Here is a 20,718-nt window from a genome sequence, read left to right on the forward strand (position 1 = left end):
GGTCGGCGGGAGCGGCCCGCGCCGGACCGCTCCCGGGGCCACTGTGGCGCCGTACGGGCGGCGGGCCGGGCGGGACGCGCAGGGGCGGCGCGGAGTTTCAGCCCTGCGGCGGCTGCAGCAGGGGGTCGGGGGTGCGCCGCGGCTCGTCCTGCGACTCCACGCGCGCCTCGGTGCGGTGCCCGCGGGAGATGTAGTCGCGTACGACGGCCTCGACCGCGTCCTGCGGTGAGGAGACCCCGGCGAGGACCATCACCTCCACCACGAGTTCCGCGTCGAGGCTGATGTCGATCTTGGCTCTGCCTGCCATGGGGGCTCCCCTGTCGTCGGTGTCCGCGGCGCCGCGGCCGGGGCCGGGCGGGCCCCGGCGTCCGGGCCGGAGCGGGCCCGGGAGACGCGAGTGGGGCCGCGCCCGGCAGGCGCGGCCCCACTCATTCCCCCTGGGAGGTGTGGTCATGCGTTGGGGCGCAGGGTCCACACGACGGTCATCTCGCCGGTCACGGCCTCGTCCTCGCGCTGGATGGCGACGGCGACGGGGAACTCGGGGCGGCCTCCGGCGTCGAGCTCGGCGACGACGTCGGCGGCGGGGCGGCCCAGCGTGGCGGTGGCGGTGACGACGCCCTTGGCGAGCTTCTTGTAGGCGATCTCGGCCTTCACCGCCAGGGGCACGGCGCGCGAGAGCTGGTCGCCGAAGGCGGCGAGCACGATGGCGCCGCTGGCGGACTCGGCCAGGGTGAACATGGCGCCGGCGTGCGGGCCGCCCACGTGGTTGTGGTAGTCGGGCTGGTCCGGCAGCCGGACGACCGCGCGCTCCGGGGTGGTCTCCAGGAACTGGAGGTTCAGGGTCTTGGCCATGGGCACGGTCGCGGCGAGCAGTTCGCCCACGTTCATCTGGTCTGCGCTCATGGGCGGCGATGTTACCCGCGAGTAGACCCGCTTGACCAGACCTCTTGCCGGGGGCGGCCGTTCCCGGTGACGGTGCCTCCCACTATGGTTGTCGGCCATGTGGCCAGGACAGCAGCAGCCGCCCGGGGGACAGTCCAACCCTCAGGACGCGCAACAGAACCCGTACCAGCAGCCGCCGGGACAGCAGCCGAACCCGTATCAGCAGCAGCCCGGCTACGGATACCCGCAGGCGGGACACCAGGCACCGGGCCAGCCGGGGCAGCCGGCGCAGCCGTGGACGCAGCCCCAGCAGGCCGTTCCGGCACCGCCGGGCGGCGGGGGCGGCGGCCTCTCCACCAAGACGGTCGCGATCGTCGCCGTGTCCGCGGTGGTCGTCGCGGCGGCCGCGACGGGGGCGTTCGTCCTCACCCGGGACGACGGGAAGGGCAACGAGGCCGACGGCAAGCCCGCCGCCGCCTCCTCGTCCGCCGCCCCGGCCCCGAGCGAGCCGGCCCCGACCGGCGAGAACCCGCGCGGCGGCGGCGACGTCCAGCCGGTGGTCCCGGGCTGGAAGGCCGTGGTCAACCCCAAGTACGGCACCGCCTTCGACGTGCCGCCGGAGTGGAACGTCGCGAGCCCCGGCGTCATCGCCAGCTTCACCGACGACGTGAAGAACGACGGCAAGCCGATCATCAGCTTCTCCGCACCGGCCTTCCTCAAGGAGGACTGGTGCAAGATCGACTCCGACAAGGACGGCCGCGAGGAGAAGACCGAGCTGGCCGGCACCGGCACCAAGGGCGGCCAGGGCGCCAAGGACACCGCGGAGGCCGTCCGCAACGAGGCCGGGAACTGGGCGTTCGCCGCGTTCGCGCAGAAGGCCCCGAAGGGGACCGTGAAGGTCTCCGACCCCAAGGAGTACACGACCTCCTCCGGCCTCAAGGGCCACATGGCGACCGCGACCGCGCTCGGCGTGCCCAAGGAGAACAAGTGCTCCCGCGACGGCAAGTCCATCGCGTTCAGCTTCAAGACCGCGAACGGCGACTTCTCCAGCTGGATCCTCTTCAGCGCCGTCGGCGTCGAGGGCGAGGTCCCGCAGGCGACGATGGACAAGGTCCTCAGCTCGGTGCGCCTGCACGGCACCGGAACGACGGGCTGATCGGGGCTCGATCCAGGCCGATCCGGAAGCCGATCCGGGGCTGACCCTGCCGGTGCCCGCCGCGGGCGCCCTGCCGGGCCCCGGGTGCGGCGTCCGTCCCGGGCGGGATATCCGTTTGGCATCCCGGCCCGGGACGGGGATAGTCCCAGGGTGAGTTCTCCCGCCGCCACCCCTCCCGCCCCGTCCGCGCCCGCCCCGCGGCGCCGCAGGCCCGCATGGGCCGGCCGCAACTACACGCTCCTGACGGGCGCGGCCGTCATCACCAACCTCGGCAGCCACGGGGCGCTCATCGCCTCGGCCTTCGCCGTCCTGGAGGCGGGGGGCTCCGGGGGCGACGTCGGCCTGGTGGCGGCGGCCCGCACCCTGCCGCTGGTGCTCTTCCTCCTGGTCGGCGGCGCCGTCGCCGACCGGCTGCCGCGCCACCGCGTGATGGTCGCGGCCAACGCCCTCAACTGCACCTCGCAGGCCGCCTTCGCCGTCCTCGTGCTCACGGGGACACCGCAGCTGTGGCAGATGATGCTGCTCACCGCACTCTGCGGCACCGGCACGGCCTTCTTCAACCCGGCCGCCGAGGGCATGCTGCTCTCCAGCGTCTCCGGCGAGCACGCGAACCGCGCGTTCGCCCTCTTCCGGATGGCGATGAACGGCGCCGGCATCGGCGGGGCCGCGCTGGGCGGGGCGATGATCGCCGCGATGGGGCCCGGCTGGGTCCTCGCCGTCGACGCGGCCGCGTTCGCGCTGGCCGGCGCGCTGCGCGCCGCCCTCGACGTCAGCCACGTCCCCGAACGGGCCCCGGGCGGCGGCCTCCTGGCGGACCTGCGCGAGGGCTGGGTGGAGTTCAGGACCCGCCCCTGGCTGTGGAGCATCGTGCTCCAGTTCTCGGTCGTCGTTGCGGTCGTCGGTGCGGCGGAGGCCGTGTACGGGCCGCTCGTGGCCCGCGACCGGCTGGGCGGCCCCGCCCCCTGGGGCCTGGCGCTCGCCCTGTTCGGGGTGGGCACCCTCGCCGGCGCCGTCCTGATGATGGTGTGGAAGCCGCGCCGGCTGCTGCTGGTGGGCACCCTGTGCGTGTTCCCGCTGGCGCTGCCGTCGGCCGGGCTCGCCGTCCCGCTGCCCGTGTGGGGCCTCTGCGCGGTGATGTTCGTCAGCGGCGCGGCCATCGAGGTCTTCGGCGTGAGCTGGATGACGACGATGCACCAGGAGATCCCGGAGGACAAGTTCTCCCGGGTCTCCGCCTACGACTGGTTCGGCTCGGTGTCGATGCTGCCGCTGGCGACGGCCCTGGCGGGGCCCGCCGAGGCGGCGTTCGGCCGTACGAACGCGCTGTGGGGCTGCGCCGTCCTGGTCGTGGCGGTCACCGCCGCTGTCCTCGCGGTGCCCGACGTCCGCCGGATGACGCGCCGTCCCTCGCCTCCGAAGGCCGGCTCGCTGCCCGCCCCCGCGCCGGAGACCCCCGCGGAGTCGGAGACGGTGCGCGGCTGAGGCCGGCGGTCAGCCGATGCCGAACGCGCCGTCGGGCGGCTCGGGCGAGGCGACGGCGTCCGCGTCGGCGACCGGGAGGGCGCCGCGTACGAACCGCTCCAGCGCGGGCCCGTCCTCCACGCGGGCGGGGAAGGCGTCGGCGGCGCACCGCCGGGCCAGCGCGGCGAGGGGGAGCTCGCGGTCGGAGGCGAGCAGGACGGCGTTGCCGAAGCGGCGGCCGCGCAGGACGCCCGGCTCGGCGATGAGCGCCACCTCGTCGAACGCGGCGCGGAAGTTGGCCAGCTGGCCGCGGAGGAAGCCGAACGGCGCCCCGTCCGCCAGGTTCGCCGCGTACACCCCACCGGGCCGCAGGACCCGGGCCGCCCGGCGCGCGTACTCCAGGGACGTCAGCTGCGCCGGCACGCGCGAGCCGCCGAACACGTCGGCGACGAGGACGTCCGCGCTGTCCGCGGGCGCCGCCTCCAGCCACGCCCGCGCGTCGTCGACGTACACCGTCACACCCGCCGAGGCGGGCAGCGGCAGGTGCTCCGCCACCAGCGCGGCCAGCCCCGCGTCGAACTCCACGACGCACTGCCGCGACCCGGGGCGGGTGGCCGCCGCGTAGCGCGGCAGCGTCAGGGCGCCGCCGCCGAGGTGCACCAGGTCCAGCGGGCGGCCCGGCTCGGCCGCGCAGTCCAGGACGTGCGCGATGCGGCGGGCGTACTCGAACTCCAGGTGCTCCGGGTCGTCGAGGTCGACGTACGACTGGGGGGCGCCGTCGACGGTCAGCAGCCACGCCCGGTCCCGGTCGACGTCCGGCATCAGCTTGGCGGTGCCCTGCCCCACGGCCCGGACCACCGGGATCTGCTCGTCGCTCACCGCACCATTGTCCGGCAGCCGGGCGGCCGGTCCGCCCGGCGGGCGCCGTCCGTCCGCGCAGGCGCTCAGGCGTTCCACACTGCGGCGGCCTCGGCCGCGTGTTCGGCGGCCTGCGCGTACCCGGCCCGCGCGGCGGGGGCCCGGCGTGCGGGGTCGAGGACGTTCCGCCCGATGGCCCGGCGGGCCGCGGCCGACGGGGTGATCAGCAGGACGCGGGCGCCGTCCCGCCGCAGCCGCTCGGCCTGCGAGGCCGGCGAGGGGAGCAGCCGGGAGCCGAGGGCGATCGGGGCGAGGACGACGACCCGCTCGTATCCGGCGGCCAGGTCGGCGTTGACCGCGGAGCGGATCCCTCCGTCGACGAAGCGCCGCTCCCCCACCGTCACGGGCGGCCAGACGCCGGGCACGGCGCAGCTCGCCGCGACGGCGTCTACCAGCCCGGCCCCGCAGTCGCGGTCGAAGACGGCCGGCTCGCCGGTCAGGGCGTCGACGGCGGTCACGACGAGCCGGCGCTGCCCGGGCCACTCGTGCGAGACGAGCCGCTCCTCGAACACCCGGCGGCGCGCCGCCTCCCCGCCGGTGTCGGCGGCCAGCGCCATGGCCCCGATGCGGCGCCGGTAGGCCGCCGCGTCGCGGGAGCGCAGCATCGCGGCGGCGTACCGGGCGAGGAGGCCGGCGCCGACCCGGGCCGCGGTCTCGCCGGCCGGGTCGGCGAGCTGGCGCTCGTACAGCCCCTGCGGGGTGAGCCGGCCGGAGGCGAGCTGGGCGCCGACGAGGGAGCCCGCCGAGGTGCCGACCACGAGGTCGGCGCGGGCGAGGTCCACGCCCGCCTCGGCAAGCCCGTACAGGATCCCGCACTCCCAGCCGACGCCGGTGAGCCCGCCGCCGCCCAGCACCAGTGCCGTGCCGCGGCCCGCGCCGCCCGCGCCCTCCGTGCTGCCCATCGCCCGCCGCCCCTTCGCCGTCGTCCGTGCCGTCGGTCAGGCAGTCTGGCGCACGCCGCCCGCCGCCGGAACGGCGGGGGCGGCGTCCCCCGGTGCCGGTCAGCCGAGCACGGTGGTGACCGTGCCCGCGCCGACGGTCCGCCCGCCCTCGCGGACGGCGAAGCCCAGGCCCGCCTCCAGCGGCACGTCCCGCCCGAGCTCGACGGTCATCGCGACCGTCTCCCCGGGCTGGGCGGCCGCGGCCGCGCCCAGGTCCACGGCGCCGACGACGTCGGCGGTGCGGATGTAGAACTGCGGCCGGTACCCCGTCGTCAACGGGGTCCGCCGGCCGCCCTCCCGTGCGGACAGCACGTACACCTGCGCGGTGAAGCGCCGCCGCGGCTCCACGCTCCCGGGCGCGGCCACCACGTGGCCGCGGCGCACCCCGTCGCGCGGCACACCGCGCAGCAGCAGGGCCACGTTGTCCCCGGCCTCGGCGGAGTCCATCGGCCTTCCGAACGTCTCCAGGCCGGTGACGACGGACTCGACGGGCCCGCCGTCACCGCCGAGGACGGCGACCCTGTCGCCGGTGCGGATCCGCCCGCGCTCCACGGCTCCGGTGACGACAGTGCCGCGGCCGGTGATGGTGAGCACGTTCTCCACGGGCAGCAGGAAGGGCGCGTCCGTGTACCGCACGGGCATGGGGACGTAGGTGTCGACCGCGTCGAGCAGCGCCTCGACGGCCCCGGTCCACTTCGGGTCGCCCTCCAGCGCCCGCAGCCCGGAGACCCGTACGACGGGTGCCGTGTCGCCGCCGTAGCCGTGGGCGGTGAGCAGCTCGCGCACCTCCAGCTCGACGAGGTCGGCGAGCTCCGGGTCGGCGCCGTCTGCCTTGTTCAGGGCGACGACGATGTGGTCGACGCCGACCTGCCGGGCGAGGAGGACGTGCTCGGCGGTCTGCGGCATGACGCCGTCGAGGGCGGAGACGACGAGGATCGCGCCGTCGAGCTGGGCGGCGCCGGTGACCATGTTCTTGACGTAGTCGGCGTGACCGGGCATGTCGACGTGTGCGTAGTGCCGGGTGTCCGTCTCGTACTCGACGTGCGCGAGGTTGATGGTGATGCCGCGCCGGGCCTCCTCGGGGGCGCGGTCGATGCGGTCGAAGGGCACGAAGGAGGCTCCTCCGCGCCGGGCGAGGACCTTGGTGATGGCGGCGGTGAGGGTGGTCTTGCCGTGGTCGACGTGGCCCATGGTGCCGATGTTGAGGTGGGGCTTGGTCCGTACGAAGGCCGTCTTGGCCATGGTGTCTCTTCCCGTGTCGTTCGCTCTGCGCGCCGCCGGCCGTGGCCGGGACGGGACCCCTGGGCGGGCCGACCCTCCCCCTGCGGGGTCCGCCGGACTGTCCGGGAAGGGTCAGCTTCGTGCGCCGTCGATGGCGGCGGCCTGTGCGCCGAGGGGCGGGAGGACAGCCTTCGGCGCGTCCGCGACTGCGGACGGCTCAGCGGTGAAGGCGGACCGGGACATGCCGCGATCCTGCCGGACGGCGGGCGCCCCCGTCGAACGAATTTCCCCGTCTCTGCGGCCCGTTGGACGGGAGGGCGCCCGGACGGGCGGGCTGTTCGGGGTCATCTCGCGGCCACCGGGCGTTCCTCCGCATGAGACCCGGATTACGGCGGGGCGCCGCTTACGTCGGTTAGTCTCCCCGGATGTCCCTCCTCCTCGCCCCGTGGGCCCGGCTGTCCCTGCTCGTGGTGCTGCTCGCGGCATCCGGGGTCGGCGTGCTGGTCTACGAGCCGCAGCGCCTGCTGTCGCAGGGCTGGCCGCCGGGTCTCCCGGTGGGCGCCGCGGCCGTGCTGTTCGCGGTCGCGTACGGCCTCGGCACGGCGGCACTGGTGCCCCGGCCGCTGCTGAACCTGGCCGCCGGCGCGCTCTTCGGCATCCCGCTCGGGCTGCCCGCCGCGGTGGCGGGCTCGGTGATCGGCGCCGGGATCTCCTTCGGCATGGGCCGGGTGCTGGGGCGGGACGCGCTGCGGCCGCTGATGCGCGGCCGCTGGCTGCGGGCGGCCGACGACCAGTTGGCGCGGCACGGGTTCCGGTCGATGCTGGCGGTGCGGATCTTCCCGGGTCTGCCGTTCGCGGCCGCCAACTACTGCGCGGCGATGTCGCGCTGCGGCTGGCTGCCGTTCCTGTCCGCGACGGCGCTGGGCGTGGTCCCGAACACCGCCGCGTACGTGGTCGCGGGGGCCAGTGCGGACACCCCCGACTCCCCCGCGTTCCTGTTCTCGTTCGCGTTCATCGCCGTCTCCGTGGCCGCCGCGGCGGTCGTCGGGTGGCGGGGGCGGCGGCGACTGGCGGCCTCGGCCGCGCGGACGGGCGGGGAGCCCCTCCCGGCGCCGGCTCCCGTGGTCGGGGCGGGCGTTTCCGGGGCCTAGCATCTGATCCGAACTGTCCGACGAGCACGACGAGCACAAGGACGAGCGACGCCGACATGACCTGGTTCGAATCCCTAATCCTCGGTCTTGTCCAAGGGTTGACGGAGTTCCTGCCGATCTCCTCCAGCGCCCACCTCCGGCTGACCGCCGCGTTCGCCGGCTGGGAGGACCCGGGGGCGGCGTTCACGGCGATCACGCAGATCGGCACCGAGGCCGCGGTGCTGATCTACTTCCGCAAGGACATCGCGAAGATCGTCTCCACGTGGTTCCGGTCGCTCTACACGAAATCGCTGCGCTCGGACCAGGACGCCGTGATGGGCTGGCTCGTCATCGTCGGCTCGATTCCGATCGGCGTGCTGGGGCTGACCCTGAAGGACCAGATCGAGGGCCCGTTCCGCGACCTGCGGCTGACGGCGACGACCCTGATCGTGATGGGTGTCGTCCTGGGCGTCGCCGACCGGCTCGCGGCCCGTGACGAGGAGGGCGGCCGGCACCGGGCGGTCCGCGAGCGCAAGACGCTGCGGGAGCTGGGCGTCCGCGACGGCCTGATCTTCGGTCTGTGCCAGGCGATGGCCCTGGTTCCGGGTGTCTCCCGGTCCGGCGCGACGATCTCCGGCGGCCTGCTGATGGGCTACACGCGCGAGGCGGCGGCCCGCTACTCCTTCCTGCTCGCGATCCCGGCCGTGCTCGCGTCGGGCGGCATGGAGCTGAAGGCACTGGGCGAGGGGCATGTCGCCTGGGGGCAGACGATCTTCGCCACGGTCGTGGCCTTCGTCGTGGGCTACGCGGTGATCGCGTGGTTCATGAAGTTCATCACCACCAAGAGCTTCATGCCCTTCGTGGTCTACCGGATCCTGCTCGGCATCGCCCTGTTCGTCCTGATCGGCCTGGGCGTCCTCAGCCCGCACGCCGCCGAGTCGGCGGGCTGACACCCGCGACGATCACCTGTTCGAGTGAACTGCGGCGGCCGCGGGGAACGTTCCCCGCGGCCGCCTCGTCGTTGTGTGTGGAGACCGGAGAACGGCCTGGCGAGCAGTAGGGGGTTCCCATGGGCCGAGTGGTGTTGGAGCGGTTTCCCGCGGGGAGTCCGCGGGGGAGCTGGCCCGCCGAGGAGTACGCCGCGCAGCGGATACGCGAGGGCGTGCCGGCGGAGGTGGTGATGGACCTGGCCAGCGACGCGTTCCTGGTGGTGGTCCGGCAGCGGGAGGTGCATTCCGGCCACTGACCGCGCCGGCGTCGGCCCGGTGTACGCACGCCTCTTGGCCGGGCGGCGCCGGGCCCCCACACTGACCCGATGACGCAGCGCGGGGATCTCGCCTCCGTGATGGACCGGATGGCGATCGACGACGTGGTCACGGGGTACGCGGTGGCCGTGGACGACGGCGACTGGGAGGCCTACCGGGCGCTGTTCGCTCCCGGGGGGCGGGCCGACTACACCTCGGCGGGCGGGATCGAGGGCCCGGCCGGCGAGGTGGCCGACTGGCTCGCGGAGGCGTTGCGACGGTTCCCGGTACGCCAGCACCTCGTCGTCAACCGGCTGGTCCGGCTGGAGGGCGACGGGAGCGGCTGGCCGGCCGTGCGGGCTCGGGTGCGGGCCGATTTCGTCAACCCCATGCGGCTGGATGCGGCGGGATCTGCGCCCGCCGGGGACGCCGCGCCCAATTTCGTGGCCGCCGGGCGCTATTCCTTCGTGCTGGCCCGCTCCGACCGGGACGGCTGGCGGATCACCCGCGTCGCCGTGCACGAGAAGTGGCGCCGGCTGTCCGCCTGAGGGGCTGCCGACCGGGCTCTGCCCCACACTGGAAGCGGAGGCGCGTCATGATCCCGAGGCGTACCCGGTTCGCCCGTGCGGCCGCCGCCGTCGCCGCGGGGGCGCTGCCGTGTCTGGCGTTCCCGGCGCCGGCGCTGTGGTGGTGGGCGTACGCGGCGCTCGTGCCGTGGATGCTGCTGCTGCGTTCCGCGCCGACGGCACGGCGCGCCGCGCTGGAGGGCTGGCTCGGCGGGGCGGGCTTCATCCTGGCCGTGCACCACTGGCTGCTGCCGAGCCTGCACGTGTTCCTGCTGCCGGTGGCGGCCCTGCTGGGCGTGCTGTGGACCCCGTGGGCGCTGCTGGTGCGGTCGCTGCTCGGCGGGGCGCCGCCGCCGGGTCGGGCGGCGGCCGCACTGGTGCTCGTCCCGGCGGGCTGGCTGCTGTCGGAGCTGGTCCGGTCGTGGCAGGGGCTGGGCGGGCCCTGGGGGCTGCTGGGGGCGAGCCAGTGGCAGGTCGGGCCGGCGCTGCGGCTGGCCTCGGTGGGCGGTGTGTGGCTGGTGAGCCTGCTGGTGGTGGCGGTGAACTGTGCGGTGGTGCTGCTGGTAGCCGTTCCGGCGGCGCGGGTCCCGGCCGTGGCGGGGCTGGCGGGGTGCGCGGTGCTGACCGGGGCGGCGTGGCAGTGGGCGCCGCGGCCGGAGGTGTCCGGCGGGCTGCGGGTGGCCGTCGTCCAGCCGGGCCCGGTGGCCGACGGGCCTGACAGCGCCGAGCGGCGCTTCACCGCCGGTGAGCGGCTGACACGGGCCCTGGCCGGGCGGCCGCTCGACCTGGTGGTGTGGGGCGAGAGCAGTGTCGGGGCGGACCTGGCCGCGCGCCCCGACCTTGCCCGGCGGCTGGCCGCGCTGTCAGCGGAGGTGGGGGCGCCGGTCCTGGTGAACGTCGACGCCCGGCGCCCCGCCGAAGCGGGAGCGGCCACGGCGGCCGGAGCGGCCGCCAGGGGCGGCGGGGGCGGCGGGGAGGGCATCTTCAAGAGTTCGGTGCTCGTCGGCCGGGACGGCCCGACCGGCGACCGGTACGACAAGATGCGCCTGGTCCCCTTCGGGGAGTACGTGCCGGCCCGGTCCGTCCTCGGCTGGGCGACCTCGGTCGGCAGGGCGGCGGGCGAGGACCGCCGGCGTGGAGCGGCACCGGTGGTGATGGAACTGCCGGACGGAGCGGGGGTGCGCATCGGCCCGCTCGTGTGCTTCGAGTCGGCGTTCCCCGACATGGGCCGGCACCTGGTGCGCGAGGGGGCGGGCCTGCTGGTCGCCCAGTCGGCCACGTCCACCTTCCAGGAGAGCTGGGCGCCCGCGCAGCACGCCTCGCTCGCCGCGCTGCGGGCCGCGGAGACCGGCCGCCCCGTCGTCCACGCCACGCTCACCGGGATCAGCGCGGTGCACGGCCCGTCGGGCGAGCCGGTCGGCCCGCGGCTGCCGGTCTCCGCGAGCACGGCCGAGGTGTACGAGGTCCCGCTCGGCCGGGGCACGACGGCCTACCTCCGCTTCGGCGACTGGGCCGTGGCCGCGTCCGTGCTGCTGCTGGGCGGCTGCGGCGCGGCCGCCGGGATGCGGGCGCTGCGGCTCAGGAAGCCTGCTCCTGGACCGAGCGCACCACCCGCTCACACAGCTCGTGGGTGAGCAGCGCGTCCCGCGCGCCGACCGCCTTCCCCGCGGCCACGGCTTCGAGGAAGGCGTCGACCGCCTGCTCGATGCCGCGCTGGCGGGCGACCGGCACCCAGTCGCCGCGGCGGCGCACGGTCGGCTGGCCGCGGTGGTCGATGACCTCGGCGAGGTTGACGACCTGCCGCTTGGTGTCCTGCCCGGACACCTCCAGGACCTCCTCGGGCGATCCGGAGCGGCGGTTCATGATGCCGAGGGCGGTGAAGGCGGGGCCGGACATCTGCAGGACGAGGTGCTGGACCAGCCCGTCGCGCACGTGGGCGCGCACGTCGAGGTGGTCGGTCTCGCCGGGCGCGAGGAAGCGGAGGGTGTCGACGACGTGGATGAAGTCGTCGAGGACGAGGGTCCGCGGGTCCTCGGGGAGCCCCACCCGGTTCTTCTGCATGACGATCAGCTCGCGCGGGTGGTCGGCGCACTGCACGTAGCCGGGGGCGTGGCGGCGGTTGAACCCGACGGCGAGGCTTACCCCGCGCGCCTCGGCGAGCTCGACCAGCCGGCGGGACTCGGCGAGCTCGTAGGCGAGCGGCTTGTCCACGTACGTCGGGACGCCGGCCTCCAGCAGGCGGCCGACGATCTCGGGGTGGGCGGAGGTGGGTGCGTGCACGAACGCCGCGTCGAGGCCCTCGGCCAGCAGCCCGTCGAGCCCGGTGTGGCGCTGCGCGACGGGGATCCGGTGGGTCTCGCCGATGAGCTCCAGGGTGGCGGGGGTCCTGGTCTGGAGGTGCAGTTCCAGGCCCGGGCGGGCGGTGAGGACGGGCAGGTACGCCTTGCGGGCGATGTCGCCGAGTCCGATGACGCCGACCTTCACCGTGCACCTCCGTGTCGTTCCGTGTCCGATCCCCGCAGCTTAATCGCTGGTGGGGCGGCTCGCGGTGGCCCAGGATGGCCGCCATGACGACGACTTCGGGATCTTCCCGCACCGAACCCTCCACCCGCGCCGGCGAACGCGAGATGCTGGAGGGCTGGCTGGACTACCACCGCGCCACCCTCGCCTGGAAGTGCGAGGGCCTCGCCGAGGAGGACCTGCGCAAGGCGCCCCTCCCGCCGTCCGAGCTGTCCCTGATGGGCCTGGTGCGGCACATGGCGGAGGTGGAGCGGTACTGGTTCCGGGAGATCATGCTCGGCGAGGACCTGCCCGACCTCTACGTCACGCGCGAGGACCGGGACGGGGACTTCCACTTCACGGCGGAGGACACCTGGGCCGACGCGGAGCGGGTGTGGCGCACGGAGGTGGAGGAGGCCCGCAAGGCCGCGGCGGGCCGCTCGCTGGACCTGGCGTCGAAGGCCGGCAGCCATCACCGCGGCGAGGTGTTCAGCCTGCGCTGGGTCTACACCCACATGATCGAGGAGTACGCGCGCCACAACGGGCATGCGGACCTGCTGCGCGAGCAGCTCGACGGCGCCACCGGCAGCTGACGTCCGGCGCCCGGGCACGGGTGTCCGACTGGCGGTGTCCGGCTGACGTCCGTCACCCGTGCGGGGTCAATTCCGTCTCCTGGTTTTCACAACGGGGTCCCCACACAGCAGAGTTGCGCGAGTGCATCCAACCCGAACCACGACGAAACTGCTGCTGTCGGTGGCCTGCGCCGTCTCGGCCGTGTCCGGCTGTATGAACGTCACCCCCGCCCCGATGCAGCCCGCCGGCGCCCCCGGGACCGCCGGCACGCCGCCCCGGCACGAGCCGACCGGCCCGTCGGACCCCGTGGAGGTCCGGGCGCCCGCGCTGGAGGCGCTCAAGGCGCTGCCGGAGCAGCCGGCCCATGCGACGGCCTCCGCCACCGGCTCCGGTCCCTCGGTGCCGGCCGCGGCGGAGCCCGCCGCGGCGTCCGCGGGGGCGCTTCCCGGAGGGGCCGCGCCGCCCGTCCCGGACATCCCGGAGCCGCTGCCGCCCGGCAGGGCCGGCAGCCCCGGCCAAGGCGGGAAGGGGCCGCGGGAGCGCGCGGAGCCGCAGGCGCGGGTACCGCGCGAGGTGGCGGAGCGGCTGCCGGTCCGGCCGGAGGACGTGTGCGCGTTCGGCCGCAAGCACGGCAAGTGGTCGCCGGACAGCCCGGAGGCCCGGATCTGCGGGGGCGTCGAAGGCGGCTGAGGCCGGCCGGACGGCGCCCGCCCGCGGCCGCGGGCGGCCCGTGGGGTGCCGGGCCGGCCGGGGGAAGCCCCGGGAGGGCCGACGGCGGGCTGCCTGCGGCCCTGTGCGGTTGCTCAGGGGTGCTGTCCGGGGAACGGCAGGGGCCCCTGCCCCGGCTCCCCCGCCAGCCGCCGCTCCAGGCGCCGGATGGCGGAGCGTACGCCGGCCCCGTAGCCGTCGTCCGGCAGCGCCCGGGCGGCGGCCCGGGCCCGTTCCAGGTGGAGCCGGGCCTCGGCGGTGCGCTGGAGTTTCGCATAGTCGGCGGCCAGGCTCAGGTGCAGCGAGGGGTAGAACACGCGGACGGCCGGCGGCGGGGGCTCCTGCCGGGGGCGCGGCCCCTCCCGCAGCGCGTCGGCGGCGGTCAGGGCCCGCAGGTCCCAGGCCAGTTCGTCGGCCGGGTCGTCCTGGGCGTCGGCCAGGTAGTGGGCGAGCGTGCACCGGTGCAGGCCGTCGCCGTCCTCGCCGAGCTCCGTCCACAGGTCGCGGAGCCGGTTGCGGGCCTCCTCGCGGTCCCCGGCGTGCAGCAGGATGACCGCCTGGCCGATCCGGGTCATGACGGCGTCCTCCGACGCCTCCTGCTGCTCGGTCACCGCGGCCTCCGGCTTGCTCGCCCTGCAGACCTGCTCCGGTCTGATCGTCCGACGCTAACCGGAGGCACCGGCCGGGGGGCCGAGGCGCGGTGGGGGGTCAGCCGAGGTTCGGGATCCGCCAGTCGATCGGCTCATGGCCCTGCGCGGCAACGGCCTCGTTGATCTGCGTGAAGGGGCGGGAGCCGAAGAACTTCTTCGCGGACAGCGGGGACGGGTGCGCGCCCTTGACCACGACGTGCCGCTCCTGGTCGATCAGCGGGAGCTTCTTCTGGGCGTAGGCGCCCCACAGGACGAAGACGGCCGGGTCGGGCCGGTCGGCGACGGCGCGGATCACCGCGTCGGTGAACTTCTCCCAGCCCTTGCCCTTGTGCGAGTTGGGCTCGGCCTCGCGGACGGTCAGCACCGCGTTCAGCAGGAGGACGCCCTGCTGGGCCCACGGCATCAGGTAGCCGTTGTCCGGGACGGGGAGGTCGAGCTCCGCCTGCATCTCCTTGTAGATGTTGCGCAGGGAGGGCGGCGTCTTGACGCCGGGCAGGACGGAGAAGCACAGGCCGTGCCCCTGGCCGGCGCCGTGGTAGGGGTCCTGGCCCAGGACCAGCACCTTCACCTTGTCGAAGGGAGTGGCCTCCAGCGCCGCGAAGACCTGCTCGCGGGGCGGGTAGACCGGCCCGTTCGCCCGCTCCTCCTCGACGAACTCGGTGAGCTCCTTGAAGTAGGGCTGGTCCAGCTCCCCGCCGAGGACGGGGAGCCAGGACTCGGGCAGCATCTGGGTCACGTCGACAACCTCCGGTAGTACAAGTACGCGCAGCGCGTGCAACGTCCCCGAACCTACCGGCCGCCACTGACAGTGCTTCACCCGCAGGGGGTTTCCGGGGGCCAGTGCGGTCCCGGGGCGCCCCCTGCGGGGCGGATCACCAGCTGGTCTTGCGGTACAGCTCCCACATCTGGAAGACGGTCTGCGGGTCCAGCGCGCGTTCGGCGCCCGCGATGTCCTCGCGCGCGGCCACGTACAGCTTGCCCTGCCACAGGGGCAGCAGGCGGACGTCCTCGGCGAAGATCTGCTGCGCCTGTTCGAACTGCGGGATGCCGGCCGCGCGGTCCCCCTCGCGGCGGGACTTCGGGAGCAGGTCGGTGAGGATCTGCGCGGGCTCGTACGGGGTGCCGACCGCGTTCTCCTTGCCGACGAACGGCGCGATGAAGTTGTCCGGGTCCGGGAAGTCGGGGAACCAGCCTCGGCCGAAGACGGGGTACTGGCCGCTCTTGTAGCCCTCCTGGAAGGCCTTCCAGGGCTGGCCGCGCAGGGTGACCTTGAACAGGCCGCTCTCGTCGAGCTGGCGCTTGATCTCGGTGAACTCGTCCGCAGTGGAGGCGCCGTAGCGGTCGGTGGTGTACCAGAAGGTCAGCTCGACCGGCTGGGTGATGCCGGCGTCCTTGAGGATCTTCTTGGCCTTGGCGACGTCGGCCTGGCCGTACTTGTCGTAGAAGGGCGTCTTGTGGCCCACGACGCCCTTGGGGACCATCGAGTACAGCGGCTCGGCGGTGCCCTGGTAGACCTTGGAGACGAGCATGCCGCGGTCGATGACCTGGGCGATCGCCTGGCGGACGGCCGGCTTGGCGACGTTCGGGTCGTCCTTGGGGTTGAAGACCAGGTAGCGGATCTCGGAGCCGACGTTCTCGACGACCTGGACGCCCTGGGAGTGGGCCGCGGGGTCCTGGAGCTCCCTGACCTGGGCGGCGGAGAGGCCTCGGTAGGTGGCGTCGATCTCCTTGGCCTTGAGCGCGGAGATCATCTGGCCGGCGTCCGCGTAGTAGCGGATGGTGACCCCGTCGTTGCGGCGGTTCGCGAAGCCGTTGTAGGAGGCGTTCCCGGTCAGGACGGCCTCGCTGCCCTCCTTGTACGACTCCAGGACGTACGGGCCGGATCCGGTGACCTTGCCGTCCTCGCGGACCTTGTCGGCGGGGTACGCGCCGGGGGCGACCAGCGAGGCGGCGGGCGAGCCGAGGACGAAGGGGAAGGTGGCGTCGGGGGTCTTCAGGTGGAAGACGACCGTCTGCGCGTCGGGGGTCTCGATCCGGTCGAGGCTGCCGAAGAGGTCCTTCGGGCCGACCTTGGAGCCGATGGTCCGGATCCGGTCGAGGGAGTGCTTGACGGCCTTCGCGTCGAGCGCCTCGCCGTTGGAGAACTTCAGGCCCTTGCGCAGGGTGCAGCGGTAGGACTCGTTCGCCGAGTCGGTGAACTCGCAGTTCTGCGCGGCGTCGGGCTGGGGCTTGGCGGAGCCCGTGGGGAACGCCAGGAGGGTCTGGTAGACGTTGCGGTAGAGCTCCCAGGAGCCGTCCCAGGCCGCGGCGGGATCGAGGGTGGTGGGGGCGCTCGTCGTGCCGACGGTGATCTTCTTTTCGGCGTCTTTGCTGTCGTCCGAAAGCAGACCGCATCCGGCGAGCAGGGATATGGACGCAAGGGCCGCAGTGATCTGCAGGCTTCTGGTCCGGTTGAACACGTGCACGCTCCTCGATCAGCCAGGGGTGCGGCAGACCCTACCGCAGTGCGGCACAAATCCAATGGGCAGGTTTAGTGCGCCGCTTGACCGATTTAGGACCCCTTCGATACGAATTTGCCTCCCGTCAGGAGGCAAATTCGTCCGATTATCGATCAGTGAACTCCGGCATTGAGGAACATTCCCCCGTCGACGACCAGTGTTTGACCGGTGATCCATTCCGCTTGCGCAGACGTGAGGAAAGCCGCAGCTCCCCCGATGTCGGCCGGAACGCCCAGGCGCCCCAGCGGGTACGCGGCCGCGGCCTCCGCCTCCCGGTCCTCGTAGAGCGCCAGCGCGAACCTGGTCTTGACCACGGCGGGTGCGATCGCGTTGACGCGGACCCCCGGCGCCATCTCGTGCGCGAGCTGGAGCGTCAGGTTGATCATGGCCGCCTTGCTCATGCCGTACGCACCGATGAAGGGCGAGGCCGAGACGCCGGCGATGGACGCGATGTTCACGATCGCGCCACCGTGCTCCTTCTGCCAGGCGTGCCAGGTCCGCTGGGCGAAGCCGAGCGCCGAGACCACGTTCGTCTCGAAGACCTTGCGCGCGACCCCCAGGTCGAGGTCCGCGATCGGGCCGAAGACGGGATTGGTGCCCGCGTTGTTGATCAGGAAGTCGACGCGCCCGAACGCCTCCATCGTGCGCTCGACCGCGACGGCCTGGTGGGCCTCGTCGTGTGCCTTTCCGGCCACGCCGATCACCCGGTCCGCCCCGAGCGCCTCGACGGCCTCCTTCAGCGCCTCCTCGTTGCGGCCCGTGATGCACACCCGGTCGCCCCGGGCCACGAGCGCCTCGGCGATGCCCCGGCCGATGCCCCGGCTCGCGCCGGTGATCAGCGCGACCTTGCCGCTGTCCGTTCCCTCGTACGCCATCGCCTCTCCCCTGCCTCTCTCCGCCGCCGTCAGGCGAGCGGGCCGCCGGCCACGTACAGGACCTGGCCGGAAACGAAGCCCGCGGCGTCCCCCGTGAAGAAGGCGATCGCGTTGGCGACGTCCTCCGGGCGCCCGACGCGCTGGACGGGGATCTGGGTGGCGGCCGCCGCCTGGAAGTCCTCGAAGCCCATGCCGACGCGGGCGGCCGTCTGGGCGGTCATGTCGGTGGCGATGAAGCCGGGCGCGACAGCGTTCGCGGTGATGCCGAACTTGCCGAGCTCGATGGCGAGGGTCTTGGTCAGGCCCTGGAGGCCCGCCTTGGCGGCCGAGTAGTTCGCCTGGCCCCGGTTGCCGAGCGCCGAGCTGCTGGAGAGGTTGACGATGCGGCCGAACTGCGCGTCGACCATGTGCTTCTGACAGGCCCTCGACATCAGGAACGCGCCGCGCAGGTGCACGTTCATGACCGTGTCCCAGTCGCCCTCGCTCATCTTGAACAGCAGGTTGTCGCGCAGCACGCCCGCGTTGTTGACGAGGATGGTCGGCGCCCCGAGCGTGCTCGCGACGCGCTCGACGGCCGCCTCGACCTGTGCGGCGTCCGAGACGTCGCAGCCGATGGCGACGGCCTTGCCGCCGGCCGCGGTGACGGCCTCGACGGCGTCCTTGCAGGCGGCCTCGTCGAGGTCGAGTACGGCGACCGCGCGGCCCTCGGCGGCCAGGCGCACGGCGGTGGCCGCGCCGATGCCGCGGGCCGCCCCGGTCACGATCGCGACGCGCTGCTCGGTGGTGGACATGCTGGATCTCCTCGCCCTTGGAATCCTCTGGGCGGCCGCCCGTGGGTGAGCAACCGCTTAGTAGCCTCAGCTGAGGAGACGCTAGGAGCCCCGGCACCCGGTGTCAACGGCGCCGGGCCCGGGGCCCGCCCGAACGTCCGGATCAGCGCACCAGCAGGTCGAGCAGGCGTTCCACCTCGGCTTCCGGATCCGCCGTCAGACCCGTGTGCACCGGGCCCGGTTGCACCACCGTGCTGCGCGGCGCGATCAGCCAGCGGAAGCGGCGGCCCGCGTCGTCGCCGGCGGCCTGCCCGGCCCGCTCGCCGCCGCTGCACACGCCTTCGACACCGCGCAGGGCCGCCCGTACGCCGGTCACGTCGGCGCCGGGGTCCAGGGCGAGGAGCTTGGCCTCGTCGAGGTGGGTGCGGGCGGCGACGTACGAGCGCGCCCGGCAGTAGACGATCACCCCGGCGTTGAAGCACTCGCCGCGCTCCATCCGGGGCACCACGCGCACCAGCGCGTATTCGAAGACGTCCCGCCCGGTCATTCGTCGCCGCTCTTCCGCTCGCTGCCGTCCTGCCCGTCGCCGCTCCGGCCCTTGGCCCCGCCGGCCTTGTGGGGCCATTCCGGCAGGTGGTCCGTCAGCCAGCCCGGCGGCTTCTGCGGCGCCTTCACCTCGGGCACCATCGAGATCCGCTCGTGGATGGCGGCCGCGCGCGGCAGCAGCGCCTCAACGTAGGCCCGCCGCACTGCGTCGGCGGAGTCGAAGCCCGGTTCGCCGGCGAGCCATTCGTCGGGTACGTCGGCGGCGACCTCGGTCAGCAGCTCCTCGGTGACCAGCGGGGCGAGTTCGGCGGCGGCCGCCGCGATGTCCGGGCCCACCGGGGCGAGGGCGTGGTCGGAGGCGTTGTACGGCTTGTCCGCGGCCGCGGCGGCCGTGGGCCAGTTGTGGTGCCAGATCATGGTGGCGCCGTGGTCGATGAGCCACAGGTCGCCGTGCCACACCAGCATGTTGGGGTTGCGCCAGGACCGGTCGACGTTGTTGACGAGGGCGTCGAACCAGACGACGCGCCCCGCCTCGACGGGGTCGACCCGGTACGCGAGCGGGTCGAAGCCGATCGAGCCGGGCAGGTAGTCCATCCCCAGGTTGAGCCCGCCGCTGGCCTTCAGCAGCTCCTGCACCTCCTGGTCGGGCTCGCCGAGCCCGATGACGGGGTCGAGCTGCATCTGCACCAGCTGCGGCACGCGCAGCCCGAGCCGCTGCGCGAGGCGCCCGCAGACGACCTCGGCGACCAGCGTCTTGCGCCCCTGTCCGGCCCCGGTGAACTTCATGACGTACGTGCCGAGGTCGTCGGCCTCGACGATCCCCGGCAGCGAGCCGCCCTCGCGCAGGGGCGTCACGTATCGGGTGGCGATCACTTCTGTGAGCATCCCTCCAGGCTAACCGGGCGGGAGGCCGCGCCAGATCCGCTCGTACGCGGGGCGGTAGCCCGGGGGGTCCCAGGAGGTTCCGGCCCCGCTGTTGGCCGCCGTCACCACGTGGACCGGGGCGACGTACCCGCTCGCGGGGCTGCCCGCGAAGGCGCGGTTGAATTCGTCGACGATCTGCCAGCCCTGCTGGTTGAGGGGCTCGGGCACCGTGGCGGCCTGGAACTGCCGGGTGTTGATGCGCTGGAAGGCGGACGGGTCTCCGTCGCCGGCGCCGATGTTCTGCGGCGGCCCGGCGCCCGGGCGGCCCGCGGCGCGGAACGCCGGGGCGGCGTCGGCGAAGTACAGGTCGTTGATGGCGACCGAGTAGGTCCAGTCGTCGCCGAAGCGGGACAGGAGGGAGGAGACCTCCTGCGGGGTGCGCCGGCTGGCGTCCGGGATGGGGATGTTCTCGTACGACAGCAGCCGCACGCCGGGGCAGGCGGCGAGCCGCCGCCGGATCAGCCCGGCCTTGTTCCTGGCGAAGGGGATCGAGTCGTCCGTGAAGAGGACGACGCCGGCGCGGCCGCCGGAGCCGGCGATGACCCAGTCCGCGCTGATCCGGGCGACGTCCTCCACTTCGGTGGTGACGTTGGTGAACAGCTTCGGGTCGGCGCTCGGGCCGGGCGCGGCAACCGCGTGCCAGCCTACGAGGGGGATGCCGGCCGCCTCGGCCCGGGCGAGCTGCTGGGAGGTCAGGCGCGGGTCGAAGCCGCCGATGACGATGCCCGACGGCTTCAGGGTGACCGCCTGGCTGAGGGCGGCCTGGATGCCGGCCGGGGTGCCCTCGCCGTCGATGACCCGGACCTGCCAGCCGATGGTCGCGGCGGCCTGCTCCACCCCGTCCGCGACGCCGGCGACGCCCGGGTTGGTCATGGTCTGCGCGACGTACACGAGGGTCCTGCCGGGGACGGCGCGGGGGCCGGTGGTGGGGCCGTTCCATGAGGTGTCGGTGCGCTCGGCACGCCGTACGGCCTCCTGCGCCCCGCGCTGGACGCCGGGGCAGCCGCCGGCGCCCGTCGCGGCGGTTGCGGCTGGGTCGGCCGGGCCGCCGGCGCAGCCCGCGGCGGCTGCGGCGAGCGCCGCCCACAGGGCTGCGGCCGCGAGGGCGGTCGTCTTGCGGTGGTGGCGCACGGTGCTCCTGGTACGGGTCGGTCGGGTC

The 20,718-nt window shown here is 74.2% G+C and carries 23 protein-coding genes; 9 read left to right on the plus strand and 14 right to left on the minus strand.

Features of this window, described 5'->3' with window-relative positions; translation table 11 throughout:
- Nucleotides 1-97: 97 nt before the first annotated feature.
- Both IE170_RS25650 and IE170_RS25655 read right to left on the minus strand, forming a co-directional pair.
- Nucleotides 98-307, minus strand: a complete 210-nt coding sequence (locus IE170_RS25650) for a DUF2191 domain-containing protein (protein ID WP_189811798.1) — start codon at nt 305-307, stop codon at nt 98-100.
- Between the two features lie 143 nt (nt 308-450).
- Nucleotides 451-903, minus strand: a complete 453-nt coding sequence (locus IE170_RS25655) for a DUF4442 domain-containing protein (RefSeq protein WP_185902628.1) — start codon at nt 901-903, stop codon at nt 451-453.
- Nucleotides 904-1,000: 97 nt separating this feature from the next.
- Here IE170_RS25655 and IE170_RS25660 point away from each other — a divergent pair, with 97 nt between their 5' ends.
- Nucleotides 1,001-2,038: a DUF8017 domain-containing protein gene (locus IE170_RS25660; protein ID WP_189811799.1), complete on the plus strand. Its 1,038-nt coding sequence runs from the start codon at nt 1,001-1,003 to the stop codon at nt 2,036-2,038.
- Between the two features lie 150 nt (nt 2,039-2,188).
- A complete protein-coding gene (locus IE170_RS25665; protein WP_189811800.1) occupies nt 2,189-3,517 on the plus strand; it encodes an MFS transporter in 1,329 nt (442 codons plus the stop codon).
- Nucleotides 3,518-3,526: 9 nt separating this feature from the next.
- Here IE170_RS25665 and IE170_RS25670 read toward each other — a convergent pair whose 3' ends face one another.
- The 3 genes from IE170_RS25670 to tuf all read right to left on the minus strand — a co-directional run bounded on the left by IE170_RS25670 (nt 3,527) and on the right by tuf (nt 6,597).
- Nucleotides 3,527-4,318 carry a spermidine synthase gene (locus IE170_RS25670; RefSeq protein ID WP_189811856.1) on the minus strand — a complete coding sequence of 264 codons (792 nt, stop codon included), beginning with the start codon at nt 4,316-4,318 and terminating at the stop codon, nt 3,527-3,529.
- A gap of 122 nt (nt 4,319-4,440) precedes the next feature.
- On the minus strand, nt 4,441-5,316 hold the full coding sequence (locus IE170_RS25675; RefSeq protein ID WP_189811801.1) for a patatin-like phospholipase family protein: 876 nt from the start codon (nt 5,314-5,316) through the stop codon (nt 4,441-4,443).
- A 99-nt stretch (nt 5,317-5,415) separates the two neighbouring features.
- The gene (tuf, locus tag IE170_RS25680; RefSeq protein WP_189811802.1) at nt 5,416-6,597 is read right to left on the minus strand and encodes an elongation factor Tu; all 1,182 of its coding nucleotides are present in this window, start codon (nt 6,595-6,597) and stop codon (nt 5,416-5,418) included.
- Nucleotides 6,598-7,001: 404 nt separating this feature from the next.
- Between tuf and IE170_RS25685 the strand changes: the two genes are divergently transcribed.
- The 5 genes from IE170_RS25685 (at nt 7,002) to lnt (ending at nt 11,150) form a co-directional block, all read left to right on the plus strand.
- Nucleotides 7,002-7,727, plus strand: coding sequence for a TVP38/TMEM64 family protein (locus IE170_RS25685; protein ID WP_189811803.1), 726 nt, complete (start codon nt 7,002-7,004; stop codon nt 7,725-7,727).
- A gap of 56 nt (nt 7,728-7,783) precedes the next feature.
- A complete protein-coding gene (locus IE170_RS25690; RefSeq protein ID WP_189811804.1) occupies nt 7,784-8,656 on the plus strand; it encodes an undecaprenyl-diphosphate phosphatase in 873 nt (290 codons plus the stop codon).
- A gap of 119 nt (nt 8,657-8,775) precedes the next feature.
- The gene (locus tag IE170_RS25695) at nt 8,776-8,952 is read left to right on the plus strand and encodes a DUF8839 family protein (RefSeq protein ID WP_114056597.1); all 177 of its coding nucleotides are present in this window, start codon (nt 8,776-8,778) and stop codon (nt 8,950-8,952) included.
- Nucleotides 8,953-9,021: 69 nt separating this feature from the next.
- Complete coding sequence (locus tag IE170_RS25700) at nt 9,022-9,498, plus strand: nuclear transport factor 2 family protein (RefSeq protein ID WP_189811805.1); 477 nt, start codon at nt 9,022-9,024, stop codon at nt 9,496-9,498.
- A 47-nt stretch (nt 9,499-9,545) separates the two neighbouring features.
- Complete coding sequence (gene lnt, locus IE170_RS25705; RefSeq protein ID WP_189811806.1) at nt 9,546-11,150, plus strand: apolipoprotein N-acyltransferase; 1,605 nt, start codon at nt 9,546-9,548, stop codon at nt 11,148-11,150.
- On the opposite strand, the gene IE170_RS25710 is transcribed toward lnt, so the two are convergent.
- The gene (locus IE170_RS25710) at nt 11,095-12,000 is read right to left on the minus strand and encodes a Gfo/Idh/MocA family protein (protein ID WP_189811807.1); all 906 of its coding nucleotides are present in this window, start codon (nt 11,998-12,000) and stop codon (nt 11,095-11,097) included. The genes lnt and IE170_RS25710 overlap by 56 nt on opposite strands.
- 83 nt (nt 12,001-12,083) lie before the next feature.
- Between IE170_RS25710 and IE170_RS25715 the strand changes: the two genes are divergently transcribed.
- Both IE170_RS25715 and IE170_RS25720 read left to right on the plus strand, forming a co-directional pair.
- The gene (locus IE170_RS25715; RefSeq protein ID WP_189811808.1) at nt 12,084-12,608 is read left to right on the plus strand and encodes a DinB family protein; all 525 of its coding nucleotides are present in this window, start codon (nt 12,084-12,086) and stop codon (nt 12,606-12,608) included.
- A 121-nt stretch (nt 12,609-12,729) separates the two neighbouring features.
- The gene (locus tag IE170_RS25720; protein WP_229885155.1) at nt 12,730-13,278 is read left to right on the plus strand and encodes a hypothetical protein; all 549 of its coding nucleotides are present in this window, start codon (nt 12,730-12,732) and stop codon (nt 13,276-13,278) included.
- Between the two features lie 113 nt (nt 13,279-13,391).
- Here the strand turns inward: IE170_RS25720 and IE170_RS25725 are convergent, their stop codons facing one another.
- The 8 genes from IE170_RS25725 to IE170_RS25760 all read right to left on the minus strand — a co-directional run bounded on the left by IE170_RS25725 (nt 13,392) and on the right by IE170_RS25760 (nt 20,690).
- Nucleotides 13,392-13,907, minus strand: a complete 516-nt coding sequence (locus IE170_RS25725) for a hypothetical protein (protein WP_189811810.1) — start codon at nt 13,905-13,907, stop codon at nt 13,392-13,394.
- A gap of 97 nt (nt 13,908-14,004) precedes the next feature.
- The gene (locus IE170_RS25730; protein ID WP_189811857.1) at nt 14,005-14,673 is read right to left on the minus strand and encodes a uracil-DNA glycosylase; all 669 of its coding nucleotides are present in this window, start codon (nt 14,671-14,673) and stop codon (nt 14,005-14,007) included.
- A 145-nt stretch (nt 14,674-14,818) separates the two neighbouring features.
- Nucleotides 14,819-16,405, minus strand: coding sequence for an ABC transporter substrate-binding protein (locus IE170_RS25735; RefSeq protein ID WP_189811811.1), 1,587 nt, complete (start codon nt 16,403-16,405; stop codon nt 14,819-14,821).
- Between the two features lie 152 nt (nt 16,406-16,557).
- Nucleotides 16,558-17,319, minus strand: a complete 762-nt coding sequence (locus IE170_RS25740) for an SDR family oxidoreductase (protein WP_189811812.1) — start codon at nt 17,317-17,319, stop codon at nt 16,558-16,560.
- Nucleotides 17,320-17,348: 29 nt separating this feature from the next.
- Nucleotides 17,349-18,110 (minus strand): 3-oxoacyl-ACP reductase FabG, encoded by a 762-nt coding sequence (fabG, locus tag IE170_RS25745; RefSeq protein WP_189811813.1) that lies wholly within the window; start codon nt 18,108-18,110, stop codon nt 17,349-17,351.
- Nucleotides 18,111-18,252: 142 nt separating this feature from the next.
- Nucleotides 18,253-18,636, minus strand: coding sequence for a DUF3037 domain-containing protein (locus tag IE170_RS25750; protein ID WP_189811814.1), 384 nt, complete (start codon nt 18,634-18,636; stop codon nt 18,253-18,255).
- A complete protein-coding gene (locus tag IE170_RS25755; RefSeq protein WP_189811815.1) occupies nt 18,633-19,520 on the minus strand; it encodes a HipA family kinase in 888 nt (295 codons plus the stop codon). The genes IE170_RS25750 and IE170_RS25755 overlap by 4 nt, the downstream gene beginning before the upstream one ends.
- Before the next feature lie 9 nt (nt 19,521-19,529).
- The gene (locus IE170_RS25760) at nt 19,530-20,690 is read right to left on the minus strand and encodes a substrate-binding domain-containing protein (RefSeq protein WP_189811816.1); all 1,161 of its coding nucleotides are present in this window, start codon (nt 20,688-20,690) and stop codon (nt 19,530-19,532) included.
- Between the last annotated feature and the right edge of the window lie 28 nt (nt 20,691-20,718).

It is taken from the genome of Streptomyces toxytricini (assembly GCF_014649915.1).
Taxonomy (GTDB): domain Bacteria; phylum Actinomycetota; class Actinomycetes; order Streptomycetales; family Streptomycetaceae; genus Streptomyces; species Streptomyces toxytricini.